15 protein-coding genes are annotated in these 16008 nt (G+C 43.6%); 11 read left to right on the forward strand and 4 right to left on the reverse strand.

Annotated features, from left to right (window positions below; genetic code table 11):
• Positions 1 to 166 precede the first annotated feature (166 nt).
• From rfaQ to AC3G3F_RS09785, 10 genes are all read left to right on the forward strand, one after another.
• A complete protein-coding gene (rfaQ, locus tag AC3G3F_RS09740; RefSeq protein WP_071790770.1) occupies positions 167 to 1237 on the forward strand; it encodes a lipopolysaccharide core heptosyltransferase RfaQ in 1071 nt (356 codons plus the stop codon).
• A complete protein-coding gene (locus AC3G3F_RS09745; RefSeq protein WP_053529937.1) occupies positions 1234 to 2358 on the forward strand; it encodes a glycosyltransferase family 4 protein in 1125 nt (374 codons plus the stop codon). Before rfaQ ends, AC3G3F_RS09745 begins: the two co-directional genes overlap by 4 nt.
• Positions 2351 to 3148: a lipopolysaccharide core heptose(I) kinase RfaP gene (gene rfaP, locus AC3G3F_RS09750; RefSeq protein WP_070801572.1), complete on the forward strand. Its 798-nt coding sequence runs from the start codon at positions 2351 to 2353 to the stop codon at positions 3146 to 3148. Before AC3G3F_RS09745 ends, rfaP begins: the two co-directional genes overlap by 8 nt.
• Positions 3149 to 3188: 40 nt before the next feature.
• Positions 3189 to 4265 (forward strand): polysaccharide pyruvyl transferase family protein, encoded by a 1077-nt coding sequence (locus AC3G3F_RS09755; protein WP_488394900.1) that lies wholly within the window; start codon positions 3189 to 3191, stop codon positions 4263 to 4265.
• A gap of 59 nt (positions 4266 to 4324) precedes the next feature.
• On the forward strand, positions 4325 to 5404 hold the full coding sequence (gene waaB / locus AC3G3F_RS09760) for a lipopolysaccharide 1,6-galactosyltransferase (RefSeq protein ID WP_226296027.1): 1080 nt from the start codon (positions 4325 to 4327) through the stop codon (positions 5402 to 5404).
• A 5-nt stretch (positions 5405 to 5409) separates the two neighbouring features.
• A complete protein-coding gene (gene waaO, locus AC3G3F_RS09765) occupies positions 5410 to 6423 on the forward strand; it encodes a lipopolysaccharide 3-alpha-galactosyltransferase (protein ID WP_023247302.1) in 1014 nt (337 codons plus the stop codon).
• Between the two features lie 17 nt (positions 6424 to 6440).
• Positions 6441 to 7451, forward strand: a complete 1011-nt coding sequence (rfaJ, locus tag AC3G3F_RS09770) for a lipopolysaccharide 1,2-glucosyltransferase RfaJ (protein WP_070801573.1) — start codon at positions 6441 to 6443, stop codon at positions 7449 to 7451.
• Positions 7452 to 7473: 22 nt separating this feature from the next.
• On the forward strand, positions 7474 to 8172 hold the full coding sequence (gene rfaY / locus AC3G3F_RS09775) for a lipopolysaccharide core heptose(II) kinase RfaY (RefSeq protein WP_023247304.1): 699 nt from the start codon (positions 7474 to 7476) through the stop codon (positions 8170 to 8172).
• 149 nt (positions 8173 to 8321) lie between these two features.
• Positions 8322 to 9131 carry a 3-deoxy-D-manno-oct-2-ulosonate III transferase WaaZ gene (gene waaZ, locus AC3G3F_RS09780; RefSeq protein WP_053509324.1) on the forward strand — a complete coding sequence of 270 codons (810 nt, stop codon included), beginning with the start codon at positions 8322 to 8324 and terminating at the stop codon, positions 9129 to 9131.
• A gap of 82 nt (positions 9132 to 9213) precedes the next feature.
• The gene (locus AC3G3F_RS09785; RefSeq protein ID WP_023247306.1) at positions 9214 to 10359 is read left to right on the forward strand and encodes a lipopolysaccharide N-acetylglucosaminyltransferase; all 1146 of its coding nucleotides are present in this window, start codon (positions 9214 to 9216) and stop codon (positions 10357 to 10359) included.
• 55 nt (positions 10360 to 10414) lie between these two features.
• Here AC3G3F_RS09785 and rfaL read toward each other — a convergent pair whose 3' ends face one another.
• The 4 genes from rfaL to rfaD are packed head-to-tail and all read right to left on the reverse strand — an operon-like array spanning position 10415 to position 14603.
• Positions 10415 to 11629 (reverse strand): O-antigen ligase RfaL, encoded by a 1215-nt coding sequence (rfaL, locus tag AC3G3F_RS09790; protein ID WP_053509328.1) that lies wholly within the window; start codon positions 11627 to 11629, stop codon positions 10415 to 10417.
• A gap of 39 nt (positions 11630 to 11668) precedes the next feature.
• Positions 11669 to 12622, reverse strand: coding sequence for a lipopolysaccharide heptosyltransferase RfaC (rfaC, locus tag AC3G3F_RS09795; protein ID WP_053509329.1), 954 nt, complete (start codon positions 12620 to 12622; stop codon positions 11669 to 11671).
• Positions 12622 to 13668 (reverse strand): ADP-heptose--LPS heptosyltransferase RfaF, encoded by a 1047-nt coding sequence (gene rfaF, locus AC3G3F_RS09800; protein WP_023247309.1) that lies wholly within the window; start codon positions 13666 to 13668, stop codon positions 12622 to 12624. Before rfaF ends, rfaC begins: the two co-directional genes overlap by 1 nt.
• A 2-nt stretch (positions 13669 to 13670) precedes the next feature.
• On the reverse strand, positions 13671 to 14603 hold the full coding sequence (gene rfaD / locus AC3G3F_RS09805; RefSeq protein WP_023247310.1) for an ADP-glyceromanno-heptose 6-epimerase: 933 nt from the start codon (positions 14601 to 14603) through the stop codon (positions 13671 to 13673).
• 202 nt (positions 14604 to 14805) lie between these two features.
• Between rfaD and kbl the strand changes: the two genes are divergently transcribed.
• Positions 14806 to 16002 (forward strand): glycine C-acetyltransferase, encoded by a 1197-nt coding sequence (kbl, locus tag AC3G3F_RS09810; RefSeq protein WP_088733653.1) that lies wholly within the window; start codon positions 14806 to 14808, stop codon positions 16000 to 16002.
• Positions 16003 to 16008 lie beyond the last annotated feature (6 nt).

Raw genomic sequence — 16008 nt, forward strand, 5'->3', positions numbered from 1 at the left:
ATGATTGTGTATAAAATTTATTCGTATCGGATTGCTGCGAAAGAAGTGTTACACTAGCGCATCTAAAATGAGTGCGGTATTAGCCATCGGGTTGCTGTGAAGCCTGGGGCGGTAGCGTGCTTTTTTCTGCTTATTTATCCGGACAATTTCAACCAAAGAGTCGCTTGTGGAAAAGCCATTTCGAAGAATTCTGATTATAAAAATGCGTTTTCATGGAGACATGTTACTTACCACCCCAGTCATCAGTACGCTGAAGCAGAATTATCCCGATGCAAAAATCGATGTGCTTCTTTATCAGAACACCATACCGATATTGTCGGAAAATCCGGAGATTAATGCACTCTATGGCATCAGTAACAAAGGCGCAGGAACAAAAGAGAAGATTAAAAACGCGCTATCGCTGATCAAAAAATTGCGTGCTAACCCGTATGATCTGGTTGTCAATCTTACCGATCAGTGGAGCGTGGCGCTTATTGTGCGTTTTTTAGACGCAAAAATAAAAATCTCGCAGGATTTCGGTAATCGTCAGTCTGCTTTATGGAAAAAGAGCTTTACGCATTTAGTGCCTTATGCGGGAGAGCATGCTGTCGAGCGCACGTTATCCGCGCTAAAGCCGTTAGCGCTAAAACAGTATGTCACGGAAACCACCATGAGCTATCGCCCGGAACATTGGGAAAACATGCGACAACAGCTCAAACAACTTGGCGTAACCCGGCAATATGTCGTTATTCAGCCTACGGCACGGCAGCTATTTAAGTGCTGGGATAACGATAAATTCTCTCAGGTTATTGATGCCGTGCAGCGCCGTGGCTATCAGGTTGTACTGACGTCAGGCCCGGCCGCAGACGAGATGGCCTGCGTGGATGATATTGCACGCGGCTGTGAGACAAAACCGATTACCGGTCTGGCGGGTAAAACTCGCTTTCCTGAGTTGGGCGCATTGATTGACCATGCGGATCTGTTTATCGGCGTTGATTCGGCCCCCGGTCATATCGCCGCAGCAGTCAAAACGCCGGTCATTTGCCTTTTCGGCGCGACGGATCATGTGTTCTGGCGTCCCTGGACCGACGACATGATTCAGTTTTGGGCAGGGAATTATCAGCCGATGCCTGAACGGCATGAGCTTGATCGTAATAAAAAATACCTTTCCGTTATTCCGGCTGAAGATGTTATCGCTGCGACGGAAAAAATGCTGCCGCATGAGGCACGCCCAATAGATTTGGACAGCCTGCTATGAGAGTTGCCTTTTGCTTATATAAATATTTTCCTTTTGGTGGTCTGCAGCGTGATTTTATGCGCATTGCCCAAACCGTGGCGGCGCGAGGTCATCAGGTTCGTGTTTATACTCAGACATGGGAGGGGGAATGCCCGGATAACTTTGAATTAATCCGCGTGCCGGTTAAATCCCGTACGAACCACGGTCGTAACGCAGAATATTATGCCTGGGTACAACACCATTTGCGCGACCATCCCGTCGATCGGGTTGTTGGATTCAATAAGATGCCGGGCCTTGATGTGTATTATGCCGCGGACGTGTGTTACGCCGAAAAAGTCGCACAGGAAAAAGGTTTTTTCTATCGCCTGACATCACGTTACCGGCATTATGCTGCTTTTGAACGCGCCACGTTTGAACACGGCAAGCAGACGCAATTATTAATGCTGACGAATAAGCAGATTGCTGACTTCCAAAAACATTATCAGACTGAAGCGGAACGTTTCCATATTCTTCCTCCGGGGATTTACCCGGACAGAAAATATAGCCAACAGATCCCGAACAGTCGTCAAATTTATCGTCAGAAAAACGGTATCTCAGAACAGCAAAAATTACTGTTGCAAGTAGGGTCTGACTTTACCCGTAAAGGTGTAGATCGCTCTATTGAAGCGCTGGCATCGCTACCCGAATCTTTACGACAAAATACGGTGCTCTATGTTGTCGGACAGGATAAGCCGAAGAAGTTTGCAGCACTGGCTGAAAGAAGCGGCGTCGGCACGAATGTGCATTTTTTCTCCGGACGTAGTGATATCGCGGAATTAATGGCGGCAGCCGACCTTTTACTGCATCCAGCCTATCAGGAAGCCGCTGGTATTGTTTTGCTGGAAGCCATTACTGCTGGTTTGCCGGTGTTGACAACCGCGGTGTGCGGTTATGCACATTATATTGTGGATGCAAACTGTGGCGAAGCGATGGCTGAACCTTTCCGTCAGGATGTGCTAAATGAGGTTTTACTCAAAGCGCTGACACAGCCTTCCTTACGCAGCGCCTGGGCTGAAAATGCGCGGTATTATGCTGATACCCAGGATTTATACAGCTTACCGGAGAAGGCCGCAGATATTATTACAGGTGATTTAGATGGTTGAGCTGAAAGCGCCGTTAACCACACTATGGCGCGGTAAAGATGCTTTTGAGGAAGTGAAAACGTTACAGGGCGAAGTGTTCAGAGAGCTGGAAACGCGTCGAACATTGCGGTTTGAGCTGGACGGCAAAACCTACTTCCTGAAGTGGCATAAAGGCACCTCTCTGAAAGAAATTGTGAAGAACCTGATTTCGTTACGTATGCCTGTACTGGGCGCTGATAGAGAATGGCACGCCATTCACCGCCTGCAAGAGCTAGGGGTAGATACGATGCACGGCGTTGGTTTTGGTGAAAAAGGTGTAAACCCGCTAACCAGAACATCATTTATTATCACCGAAGATTTAACGCCCACGATTAGCCTTGAAGACTACTGCGCTGACTGGGCTGTTAATCCACCGGACGTGCAGGTGAAGCGGATGATCATTAAGCGTGTTGCGACCATGGTACGTAAAATGCACGTCGGGGGAATTAACCATCGCGACTGTTATATTTGCCACTTTCTTCTGCATTTGCCTTTCACTGGCCGCGAAGAGGATTTAAAAATCTCCGTAATCGACCTGCATCGCGCGCAGATACGCCAGCGCGTTCCCCTTCGCTGGCGTGATAAAGATTTAATTGGGCTTTATTTTTCTTCAATGAATATTGGCCTGACTCAGCGAGATATATTCCGGTTTATGCGTGAGTATTTCTCTCTTCCCCTGCGAGAGATTTTGCGAAAAGAATCGGGGTTGATTCATCAGGCGGATGTTAAAGCCGCACGAATCAAAGAAAGAACAATAAGAAAAAATCTTTAAATTATTATACTGACTTATTATTTGATTTGGACTACATGTCATGAAAGTATTAATTATAAACGATACAGGTAACTCTTATCATTGGGGATGTTATGGAACATCAACTGCGATAAAAGAAAGTTTAAGGCTTCGTGGTATTAATGAAATAGTCACTTTTTCGTGCGAAGAAGGTAGTAAGATAGAAAACTCACCCAAAAAAAGTCTGCTAGTGTACAGTAAGAATAAGTTAATAAGGAGGTTAGCTAGCTATTATTATAGCAAACATCTTCGCAAAAACTTACCTGAGTTATGGGATTCATTATTAAAAAGTGATTGCGTTATAATAAATGGTGAAGGAACTATTAATAGTATTCATACAGCAACAAGATTTATATTTTTTATAATTCATGTTGCAAAAGATATACTTAAAAAAGAAGTCTATCTAATAAATCATTCCTGTTATCCTAAATTGGGTAATGAGAAACAAATTTATTATTATAAGTGTGCTTATTCACGATGTAATTATGTTGCGGCAAGAGAAAAAAAATCGCATGAGTTAATTACTAATATATTAGGTATTGATTCTACTTTGTCTTTTGATAGTTTGCCGTTACTTGTCAGAAAGGTTGAAAGCGAAATCCCAGAAAGTTTGTATAAAGAAAAATACGTATGTTTATCTGGTGCGGTTAATTATAATAAAGAAAATTCATCTTTTATAGCTGGTGAGATTTTAAAGAAATATAAAAATCACAAATTAGTTTATCTTGTCGGCTCTCCATCTGGTATGAATAATGAGGAGCCAGATGTAATCGAAAGCCTGAAAAAATTTATGCCTGAACTAATTATTCATGATGCGAAGTCTTTTACTGACTGGCTATCTGTTATTAAGAATTCAGTAGTACTAATCTCAGGAAGATATCATTATTCTATTGCGGCAATGTGTTTTGGTACACCAACAGTATGCTTTTCATCTAATACACCAAAACTGGATGAAATTAATAAGATGTTTAATTTACCAAGCTGTGTCAGAACACATGACGAATTTATTAAAGCGCTTAATGAAATTGACAATTTAACATGGCAACCACTTTCTAAAGAGATGTCTGATTTAGCTGAATACAACTATAATTTCCTTTAATTTATTGAGGTTGATTAATAGGTGCTTATAATATTAACTTTCTAATTCATAAGAATATTATGAAAATAACGTTTATTGGCGAAGCGGTATCTGGTTTTGGAGGGATGGAAACTGTTATTAGTAACGTTATCCATACGTTTGAAAACAACTCTCCGAAAATCAACTGTGAAATGTTTTTCTTTTGTCGTAATGACAAAATGGATAAAGCATGGCTAAAAGAGATTAAATATGCGCAATCATTCTCAAATATAAAATTAAGTTTTCTGCGTCGAGCTAGACATGTTTATAATTTTAGTCAGTGGCTGAAAAAAACGTCACCGGATATTGTGATATGTATTGATGTTATTTCATGTCTTTATGCCAATAAAGCACGAAAGAAAAGTGGTAAACAGTTTACTATTTTCTCATGGCCGCATTTTTCTCTCGACCATAAAAAACATGCGGAATGTATAACGTACGCAGATTATCATCTGGCCATCAGTAGTGGTATTAAAGAACAGATGATGGCACGGGGGATCTCAGCGCAAGATATTAGCGTCGTTTATAATCCTGTCTCTAGTAAAACAATCATTGTGCCGCCGCCTGAGCGCGATAAGCCCGCTGTATTTCTCTATGTAGGGCGTCTTAAATTTGAAGGGCAGAAAAGAGTTAAAGATTTATTTGATGGTTTGGCTCGAACGACAGGGGAATGGCAGCTACATATTATTGGTGATGGCTCAGATTTTGAAAAGTGCCAGGCCTATAGCCGGGAGCTTGGTATTGAGCAGCGTGTGATCTGGTATGGTTGGCAAAGCGCGCCGTGGCAAGTCGTACAGCAAAAAATAAAAAATGTCACCGCGTTACTACTTACCTCTGCATTTGAGGGATTTCCTATGACCCTGCTGGAAGCAATGTCATATGGAATTCCGTGTATTAGTTCTGATTGTATGTCTGGTCCGCGCGATATGATTAAACCCGGTTTGAATGGTGAGCTTTACACGCCGGGTGCTATAGATGATTTTGTAGGACATCTTAATCGAGTTATTTCCGGTGAAGTAAAATATCAGCACGATATAATTCCCGGCACGATTGAGAGATTTTACGATGTGCTATATTTTAAAAATTTTTATAATGCGATATTCTCGAAATTACAAAAGTGATCACTATGAGCAGAAAATATTTTGAAGAAGAAGTCATTCAACAGACTTTAGATTATAACTATGCACAACATAGTGATGCTAATAAATTTAATATAGCTTATGGGATTGATAAAAACTTTCTTTTTGGCTGTGGTGTCTCTATTGCATCGATTCTCCTTGCTAATCCAGAGAAGGCGTTAGCTTTCCATGTTTTTACCGATTCCTTTGGCCCTGAAGACCGGCAGCGATTTGAGGCATTAGCAAAACAGTACGCTACGCAGATCGTTGTTTATTTAATTGATTGTGAGCGATTAAAATCGCTACCCAGTACCAAAAACTGGACCTATGCAACATACTTTAGATTCATTATAGCCGACTATTTTTCAGATAAAACAGATAGAGTGCTTTATCTGGATGCAGATATTGCATGTAAAGGAAGTATTCAGGAACTTATTGATCTTAATTTCGCTAAAAATGAGATTGCGGCGGTCGTTGCTGAAGGCGAGTTGGAATGGTGGACTAAGCGCTCGGTTAGCCTGGCAACGCCTGGGCTGGTTTCTGGCTATTTTAATGCCGGTTTTATCTTAATTAATATACCTCTTTGGGCCGCAGAAAATATCTCTAAGAAAGCGATTGAAATGCTAAAAGATCCGGAGGTGGTACAGCGCATAACACACCTTGATCAGGATGTATTAAATATATTATTAGTGAATAAAGCGCGTTTTGTTGATAAAAAATTTAATACGCAATTTAGTCTTAACTATGAATTAAAAGATTCAGTTATTAATCCAGTTGATGCTGAGACTGTATTTGTTCATTATATCGGACCAACGAAGCCCTGGCATAGTTGGGGGGCTTATCCGGTGTCACAATATTTTTTACAGGCTAAGAGCAACTCACCATGGTCTCATTGCGCACTGTTAAATCCAGTCACTAGCCATCAATTACGTTATGCGGCGAAGCATATGTTTAATCAGAAGCATTATACTTCGGGTATAAATTATTATATAGCCTACTTTAAACGTAAACTTCTTGAATAAAACCCATAGGTGATGTAATGGATTCATTTCCTGAGATAGAAATAACTGAATATAAAGTTTTTGATGAAAGTAATAATAATGATGATAACGTATTAAACATTTCTTATGGTGTTGATGAAAACTATCTTGATGGTGTAGGGGTGTCAATTGCTTCAGTTGTATTAAACAATAATATCCCGCTCGCTTTTCACATTATTTGTGATTCATACTCCCCGTGTTTTGTTAAATATATAGAGCGTTTAGCCGTACAGCACCACATTAAAATCTCTCTTTATCTTATTAAAGTAGAAAGCCTTGAGGTATTGCCTCAAACTAAAGTATGGTCAAGAGCAATGTATTTTCGTTTATTTGCTTTCGATTATCTTAGCAAGAAGGTAAACACATTACTTTATTTGGATGCCGATGTTGTATGCAAAGGTTCTTTGCAAGATCTTCTACGGCTTGATCTGACAGAGAAGATTGCTGCGGTTGTGAAAGATGTTGATTCCATCCAGAATAAGGTAAATGAGAGATTAAGAACATTTAATTTACAAGGTGGTTATTTTAACTCCGGCGTGGTTTTTGTTAACCTGAAATTATGGAAAGAGAATGCCTTAACAGAAAAAGCCTTTTTACTCCTGGCGGGTAAAGACGCAGATTCTTTTAAATATCCTGATCAGGATGTTTTAAATATTCTTCTACAGAATAAAGTCGTTTTCCTACCACGACCGTATAATACTATTTATACTATCAAAAGTGAGTTGAAAGACAGAACACATAAGAAATATAGCAATATAATTAATGAGAATACTATTTTAATTCATTATACGGGTGCAACTAAGCCCTGGCATGCCTGGGCAAATTATCCTTCAGTTATCTATTACAAAAATGCACGCCTGAACTCACCCTGGAAAGATTTTCCCGCAAAAGATGCGCGTACCATCGTTGAATTTAAGAAGCGATATAAACATCTTTTCGTGCAGGGTCATTACTTCAAAGGCCTTCTGGCTGGAAGCGCATATCTTTATCGTAAACTTTTCCACAAATAATTCCCTTCCCTAAATCTCCATTATGATTATTGAACAAAAGGTTAAAAACTATACGGTCTTTGTCAAAAAAGACGGTGAAAAATACATTGAGATATTCAAAGATTTTCTATCTTATAATCATCAGGTTATTAAAGTCTTTCGTAATATAGAAGACACAAAAGTTGTATTGATTAATACAGACTACGGGAAATATATTCTCAAAGTATTTAGTCCGAAAGTAAAAAATACTGAACGCTTTTTCAAATCGTTGGTAAAAGGAGATTACTACGAAAAGCTTTTTTGTCAGACAGATCGTGTACGGCGGGAAGGGTTTGAGGCGCTTAATGATTTTTACCTGCTGGCGGAAATTAAAACGTTACGCTATGTAAAAACATATGTGATGCTAATTGAGTATATCGAAGGTATTGAGCTTGTTGATATGCCAGAAATTTCTGACGAGGTGAGAGAGAAAATCAAACAGTCGATATATTCTCTGCATCAGCACGGTATGGTTTCGGGCGATCCCCATAAAGGTAATTTTATCCTGCAAGGTAATGAGATCAGAATTATCGATTTGTCCGGAAAAAGACCTTCTCGACAACGACAAGCAAAGGATCGTATTGATTTAGAAAGACATTATGGTATTAAAAATAATGTAGAAGATATCGGATTTTACTTATTGATTTATAAGAAAAAACTTCGAAATTTCCTTCGCCGTATTAAGGGTAAGGAAAGGCGCTGATCAATGTAGCACGTTTAGTTTAGTTTAAGGGACAGGCTGGCTTTTATTTGCTGTAACGTTATGACATACTGGAGAGAATTTGAGATGTAATATTAGTAATTGACTATAACATTTATTTATAGGTTGCATGATAAACATACGAGTTTTTTATGGGCAGCGTTAACTTTATAACTCACGCCGATGTTCTGCAACTTATTGCGAAAAGAACGGCTGAAGATTGTATTATTTTTCTTTCTGGTCCCACATCCAGAAAGACGCCGCTGTCCTTGTTACGAGTGAAAGATGTCATTGCAGTCAATGGTTCTGTTCAATATTTGCTAAACAATAATGTCAAGCCATTTTTGTACCTCCTGACGGATGTTCGATTCCTCCATCACCGGCGCGAAGATTTTTATAAATTTAGTAGTAATAGTCAGTTTACTATCGTCAATCTTGATGTGTACGAACAGGCATCAGCGGATGATAAAAAATATATTGAAGAAAATTGTTTAATTATTCGCTCCTTTTATCGCCGAGAAAAAGGGGGCTTTTTAAAGAAAATTAAATTTAATTTCCTTAAGCGGATTTATAAAGCATTACTTATTTCAGTCCCTCTCTCAAAAAGAGGACGACTGACTGGGTTTTGCAAAGATATCAGTATCGGCTATTGCTCTTGTCATACCATTGCTTATACCGCTATTCAGGTTGCCTATTCCCTGAAGTACGGCCGTATTATATGTTCTGGGCTTGACTTAACGGGGAGTTGCCCACGTTTCTATGACGAAGCTTCCAGCCCTATGCCTTCTGAGCTTAGTAAAGATCTGTTTAAAATACTGCCATTTTTTACTTTTATGAGAAAAAATGTCAGTGATTTAAATATCTTTAATTTATCAGATGATACTGCAATTCATTACGATATTATTCCATATATTAAAGCCTCAGAACTTGAGGATGAAATATATTACGATAAAATCATCTAAATACTAAAAACTCACTATTTTGTGCCGCTTTCGGTACATTTTTCTTTTTCTACAAGTCTAACTATTCTGGATTAAAGCTATTATGATTAAAAAAATCATATTTACTGTTACTCCTATATTTTCAATTCCTCCACGGGGGGCGGCTGCGGTAGAAACCTGGATTTACCAGGTTGCTAAACGGCTTTCAATACCGACTTCTATTGCTTGTATAAAGAATGCTGGCTATCCTGAATATAATAAAGTAAACGATAACTGTGATATCCATTACATTGGGTTTAGTAAAATTTATAAGCGCCTTTTTCAGAAATGGACTCGTCTCGACCCATTACCCTATTCCCAACGCATCCTTAATATTAGAGATAAAGTTACTACCCAGGAAGATAGCGTCATTGTTATTCATAATAGTATGAAACTGTATCGGCAGCTTAGAGAGCGTAATCCGAATGCAAAACTGGTCATGCACATGCATAACGCATTTGAACCAGAACTGCCTGATAATAATGCAAAAATTATCGTGCCCAGTCAGTTTCTTAAAGCGTTTTATGAAGAAAGATTGCCCGCCGCTGATGTTAGTATTGTGCCTAACGGTTTTTGTGCTGAAACTTATAAAAGAAACCCACAAGATAATCTTCGTCAGCAATTAAATATAGCGGAAGATGCCACCGTTCTCTTATATGCCGGAAGGATTTCGCCTGATAAAGGCATCCTGTTGCTTTTGCAGGCGTTCAAAAAATTACGTACCTTAAGAAGTAATATTAAACTTGTCGTTGTTGGCGATCCTTATGCAAGCCGTAAGGGAGAAAAAGCAGAGTATCAAAAGAAAGTACTGGATGCCGCAAAAGGGATTGGCACTGATTGCATTATGGCAGGTGGACAATCTCCTGACCAGATGCATAACTTCTATCATATAGCCGATCTGGTTATTGTTCCCTCCCAGGTTGAAGAAGCATTTTGCATGGTAGCTGTAGAAGCGATGGCAGCAGGAAAAGTGGTTCTTGCCAGCAAAAAAGGGGGGATTGGCGAGTTTGTGTTAGATGGTATAACGGGCTATCACCTCGCAGAACCTATGTCGAGCGACAGCATGATTAATGATATTAACCGTGCGCTTGCTGATAAGGAACGCCACCAGATTGCAGAAAATGCAAAGTCCCTGGTGTTTTCAAAATACAGTTGGGAAAATGTAGCGCAGCGTTTTGAAGAACAAATGAAAAACTGGTTTGAGAAGTGATTTAATACTGACGTGGAAAACGCGCTGATACCGTAATAAGTATCAGCGCGTTTTTTTATCTATTTCTTAGCGCCAGCAGGAAACCGGTAATGATACCAATTTGATCAATATCGACCTGTTCAAAATTGCCACGAACGATATAGAAACCGACGAAAGATAAGAATAATAGAAGATGAGCATTGTAGGGGCTTATCTCTACTTTCCTAAAGGTAGAGCTTGCTGTTTCCTTGATAATAGCGCCGTATAAATAGGCCAGGCTCGCCAGACCCAATATGCCAGCACTAAACCAGATGTACAGAATGGTATTATGCGGACCGATAGATTCTTTAAAGGTCCACGTTGGATAATCGACAACGCGTTTATTATAAATACTATCATAAACATCATTACTATAGCCGTAGCCCTTAACCGGGTTTTCCTGAATAAGTATCCACGCGGTACCCTGGGTTCCGTTAGTATAACGATATGAGCTATCTGTCTGCTGTAATTTATACAGTAGCCGCTCCTGAGCTGGTTTATGGCTTTGCTGAGTGATAACCAAAGCACCAGCAATAACCAGTATAGCAGCGCCAATTCCCATTAGTTTCCACTGGCGGTTCAAAATCGTCCACAAAATGCCCACCACTAAAACTGCCAGCCATGCACCCCGCGACAGAGTGCCTAACATTAAGAACAGATAGACGGCGCTCAGCGCAAAGAAAGCGAGTTTGAGCGATGTTTTTCTGAATAGCCAGATATTCAATAATGCTGGAAACAGAAATACCATTGAATCAGATATATGTCGATGATCATAGTTTGTAAATGGCATCACTCCCCTGGAATAGTCCTGAAGATAAAGGACTATTTCTACCAGTGAACGTAATCCTAGACTTATTAGAAAGGAGAAAAGTACGATTTTTTCAACCGTTTCTTTCGTTTCATCTTTTAATAGCACGGGAATTAATAAAGTATATAATAAGAAGCCTTCCAGTACCGTATTCTCAAATTCTTTGAAACTCTCTTTCATATCTGGCGATATGAGTACGGAATAAATAAGAATTAATGATAATACTGCTACGCTATAAAATACGCTATTTTTGAAAAGAGGGGAAAAACTTCTCGGTGAGCGTGAGACCTGATAAATCGCGGTGATAACCATAAGTATGGCTATCAAATGCTTATAACGCGTAATACCATCCAGAAAATACGTGGCAACAAAAAGAAAAACCAGCGTTTTATTCCAGGCCGGCTTCCATTTCTCTTTATTTAACGTTAATGATGTGGTTAGCATCTTTTCTCCACAATAGGGTTGGGATAAGACAGTGTCTCTTTAATGAATCCTTCCAAATACGCTCGCGGCATCTAAATTCGCCAGGTTTTGTTCTGGTGAGCAGCATGCCATTTGGTTCTTCCCATAACCTCCAATCAACCCAGGGTCCGTTGGGCCATATAGCGTAATATTCGGTCTGTCGAGCGCTGCGGTGAGATGGCTCAGGCCGGTATCAACCGATACGACAAATTTTGCGCCAGCCAGCACTCTCGCCACTTCCTCCAGGCTCATGCGCGGTAACACATCCACATAGTTAAAGCCTTCGGCCAGTCGTTTAGCGCGGGCTTCCTCATGAGGCGCGCCCCAGGGCAGTTTTATCCGTAATCCGGCGTTACCCAACAAACCGATAAGCTCACGCCAGTTTGCTTCCGGCCAGTGCTTATCATCGCGGGTCGTGGCATGCAAAAACACCGCATACGGATCGTTGACCGTCTGCTGGTCATGCAGAAAATGTTTTGCGATAGCGTAATCGCCCTGCGACTGCGGTTTATCGTATCCCAGACTTTTGGCGAACAGCTCGCGCGTCCGTTCAACAGCATGTTGTTGCTTTGCGATATGGTGTTTACGGTTATAAAACAGGCTGGCCAGTGGTTCGCGGGCTGTACTCCAGTCCATACCGTGCTTTATGCCGTGCGCCAGACGCGTCACCAGCGCAGCGCTTTTCACCAGCCCCTGCGCATCAATCACAGCGTCGTATTGGTATGCGCATACTGCCCGACGAAAGGCTGTGCGTTCCGCTTTGATGGGCGCGGAAAACCAGGCCTTGCGCCAACGGCGAATAGCAACGGGAATCACGCGATCGACAGCATTGTGCCAGGACGGAATTTGCGCAAACCCTTCTTCGACAACCCAATCAAATTGAATCCCCGGAATCGCCTGTTGCGCGTCAGTAAGTGCAGGCAGGGTATGTAACACGTCGCCCATCGATGACGTTTTAACGATCAAAACCCGCATTAAACGTCCTCTTCCGATAACAGCGGATGAAGTTCTTCCAGAACCCGCTGCGGCGTGATATCGATCAGGCTCTGGTGATAGCCTTGCGCCGTATCGCCTTTACGAACTTTGTGATAACCCGTAATCAGACGAATCACTCGGGCTTTATGAGACAGCGGCGGTGTGAAATCCGGGCTACTCGGGCCATACAACGCGACCAGCGGGCGGTCGAGCGCCGCCGCGACGTGCATCAGCCCGGAATCGTTAGTGACGATGGCTTTACAGGCGGCTATCAGAATGACGGCCTGTTCCAGTTGGGTTTCCCCCGCCAGGTTGCGACACCATGCCTGCTGCTCGCTATTCAGCGCCGCCAGGATCTCATTTCCGGCTTCATGGTCTTTTGCCGAGCCAAATAGCACGACCTGATACCCTTCGTTAATGAGTTGTTTTGCCAGTTCGGCGTAGTGATAGTGCGGCCAACGTTTTGCCGGACCAAATTCCGCGCCGGGGCAAAAGCCGATCAGAGGACGTTCAGAAGATAGCGAAAAGTCGCTGCACATCAGCGACTTTTCACCTTCGCTAACCTGGAGCTGTGGCCAGAGTAGCGGCTGCGGCAGATCTTTCGCTGTGCGCATCACACCCTTGTCATAGGCCAGCGCCACGTAGCGCTCCACCATCAGCGGCCAGGCGTCTTTATCAAGGACGCGCGCATCGTTCAGCAGGCCATAGCGCATTTCGCCGCGCCAGCCGGTACGGTGCGGGATATTGGCAAAGAAAGGAACCAGCGCCGATTTAAATGAATTTGGCAGCACCCAGGCGCGATCGTAGCGCTTCTCTCGCAGGCTATGGCCCAATCTGCGGCGCTCGCCGATTTCCAGCGCGCCGTGGCCCAGCGGCATGGGTATCGCCTCGTTAACTTCCGGCATACGCGATAACAACGGACGGCACCAGGCTGGCGCCATCACGTCGATTATCGCCTGGGGATAGCGCGCCTTAAGCGTGCGATAGAGACTTTGCGACATCATCATGTCGCCCACCCAGGATGGGCCAATGACCAAAATTTTCATACTTACGCGTCGCGGTTCAGCCAGGCCATATACTCCGTGACGCCTTCGGCGACGGTCTTGAAGGGTTTGTCGTAGCCCGCGTTGCGCAGATTGGTTAAATCCGCCTGCGTAAACGCCTGATAGCGACCTTTCAGCTTATCCGGGAACGGAATATACTCAATGCTGCCTTTTTTATGGTATGCCAGCGTCGCGTCGGCGACGGCCTGGAAAGATTCCGCGCGGCCTGTGCCCAGGTTAAAGATGCCGGACTCGCCGCTTTCCAGGAACCACAGGTTGACGTCGGCCACATCGCCCACGTAGACGAAGTCACGCTTGAAGTTTTCGCTGCCTTCAAACAGTTTCGGGTTTTCGCCGTTGTTTAACTGCGTATTCAGATGAAATGCCACGCTTGCCATGCTGCCTTTATGGCCTTCACGCGGTCCATAGACGTTGAAATAGCGGAAACCGACAATTTGCGAATTCGCTTCTGGCAGGATCTGACGCACGTATTCATCAAACAGGAACTTAGAGTACCCGTAAACGTTAAGCGGTTTTTCGTATTCGCGCGATTCGATGAAATCAGACGTGCGACCGCCATAGGTGGCGGCAGAAGAGGCGTAGAGGAACGGGATTTCGCGCTCAAGGCAATAGTGCAGCAGCTCTTTGGAGTATTGATAGTTATTATCCATCATATACTTGCCGTCCCACTCGGTGGTGGAAGAGCAGGCGCCTTCATGGAAAACAGCCTCAATATCGCCGAGCTCTTCTCCGGACATAATCTGGATCAGGAAATCTTCCTTATCCATATAGTCAGCAATATTCAGATCCACCAGGTTCACAAACTTGGTGCCGTCTTTCAGGTTATCCACCACCAGAATATCGGTGATACCTTTATCATTCAGGGCCTTAACGATATTGCTGCCGATAAAGCCCGCGCCGCCGGTAACGATGATCATAACTGTAACCTTTGAATTATGGTGTCAGAGACTGTCTCAGACATGAATGTTCCTATCATATCACTATTCATCCATTCACTGATAACTCGTGAGGATACGCGTGATTTATGCTGCATTTTAAAGAAGTGATGATGCGTCATCTCGTATCAACGTATAGCTTTGGGTAATATGTGCTGAAATTTGCCCAGTCTGGAGAATCGCAATGCGTGGGGATTTTTACAAACAGTTAACCAACGATCTGGAAACCGCCCGGGCGGAAGGATTGTTTAAAGAAGAGCGCATTATTACGTCTGCGCAGCAGGCGGATATCACCGTGGCGGATGGAAGCCACGTTATTAACTTTTGCGCCAATAACTATCTCGGGCTGGCGAATCACCCTGAGCTGATTAATGCCGCAAAAGCGGGCATGGACAGCCACGGTTTCGGTATGGCGTCCGTGCGTTTCATCTGCGGTACCCAGGACAGCCACAAAGCGCTGGAGCAGAAGCTGGCAAGCTTCCTCGGCATGGAAGATGCGATTCTGTACTCCTCCTGTTTTGATGCTAACGGCGGTCTGTTTGAGACGTTGCTGGGACCGGAAGACGCCATTATCTCCGACGCGCTGAACCACGCGTCTATCATTGACGGCGTGCGTTTGTGTAAAGCGAAGCGCTATCGCTACGCCAACAACGATATGGCTGAGCTGGAAGCGCGGCTGAAAGAGGCGCGTGAAGCCGGCGCGCGTCATGTCCTGATCGCCACTGACGGCGTGTTCTCAATGGATGGCGTCATCGCCAATCTGAAAGGCGTCTGTGATCTGGCCGATAAATACGATGCGCTGGTGATGGTTGATGATTCTCACGCGGTAGGCTTTGTTGGTGAAAACGGTCGCGGTTCCCATGAATACTGCGACGTAATGGGCCGCGTAGATATTATTACCGGTACTCTGGGCAAAGCGTTAGGCGGCGCATCCGGCGGCTATACCGCGGCGCGTAAAGAGGTCGTTGAGTGGCTGCGTCAGCGTTCCCGCCCATATCTGTTCTCCAATTCACTGGCGCCGGCGATCGTGGCGGCTTCTATTAAAGTGTTAGAGATGGTGGAAGCGGGCGCAGAACTGCGTGAGCGCTTGTGGGCGAACGCGCGGCAGTTCCGGGAGCAGATGTCTGCCGCGGGATTTACGCTGGCAGGCGCGGATCACGCCATCATCCCGGTAATGCTGGGAGATGCGGTTGTCGCGCAGAAATTTGCCAGCGAACTGCAAAAAGAAGGCATTTACGTTACCGGCTTTTTCTATCCGGTCGTACCAAAAGGTCAGGCGCGTATTCGTACCCAGATGTCTGCGGCGCATACGCCCGAGCAAATTACGCGTGCGGTAGACGCGTTCACGCGTATTGGTAAACAACTGGGCGTGATTGCCTGAGGATGT

This window comes from Salmonella sp. FC25216 (genome assembly GCF_057751355.1).

What these genes read in the sequence shown, in the direction of transcription:
- AC3G3F_RS09745 (WP_053529937.1), top strand. Translation starts at nt 1,234, where the DNA reads ATGAGAGTTGCCTTTTGCTTATATAAATATTTTCCTTTTGGTGGTCTG.
- rfaP (WP_070801572.1), top strand. Translation starts at nt 2,351, where the DNA reads ATGGTTGAGCTGAAAGCGCCGTTAACCACACTATGGCGCGGTAAAGAT.
- AC3G3F_RS09755 (WP_488394900.1), top strand. Translation starts at nt 3,189, where the DNA reads ATGAAAGTATTAATTATAAACGATACAGGTAACTCTTATCATTGGGGA.
- waaB (WP_226296027.1), top strand. Translation starts at nt 4,325, where the DNA reads ATGAAAATAACGTTTATTGGCGAAGCGGTATCTGGTTTTGGAGGGATG.
- waaO (WP_023247302.1), top strand. Translation starts at nt 5,410, where the DNA reads ATGAGCAGAAAATATTTTGAAGAAGAAGTCATTCAACAGACTTTAGAT.
- rfaJ (WP_070801573.1), top strand. Translation starts at nt 6,441, where the DNA reads ATGGATTCATTTCCTGAGATAGAAATAACTGAATATAAAGTTTTTGAT.
- rfaY (WP_023247304.1), top strand. Translation starts at nt 7,474, where the DNA reads ATGATTATTGAACAAAAGGTTAAAAACTATACGGTCTTTGTCAAAAAA.
- waaZ (WP_053509324.1), top strand. Translation starts at nt 8,322, where the DNA reads ATGGGCAGCGTTAACTTTATAACTCACGCCGATGTTCTGCAACTTATT.
- AC3G3F_RS09785 (WP_023247306.1), top strand. Translation starts at nt 9,214, where the DNA reads ATGATTAAAAAAATCATATTTACTGTTACTCCTATATTTTCAATTCCT.
- rfaL (WP_053509328.1), bottom strand. Translation starts at nt 11,629, where the DNA reads ATGCTAACCACATCATTAACGTTAAATAAAGAGAAATGGAAGCCGGCC.
- rfaC (WP_053509329.1), bottom strand. Translation starts at nt 12,622, where the DNA reads ATGCGGGTTTTGATCGTTAAAACGTCATCGATGGGCGACGTGTTACAT.
- rfaF (WP_023247309.1), bottom strand. Translation starts at nt 13,668, where the DNA reads ATGAAAATTTTGGTCATTGGCCCATCCTGGGTGGGCGACATGATGATG.
- rfaD (WP_023247310.1), bottom strand. Translation starts at nt 14,603, where the DNA reads ATGATCATCGTTACCGGCGGCGCGGGCTTTATCGGCAGCAATATCGTT.
- kbl (WP_088733653.1), top strand. Translation starts at nt 14,806, where the DNA reads ATGCGTGGGGATTTTTACAAACAGTTAACCAACGATCTGGAAACCGCC.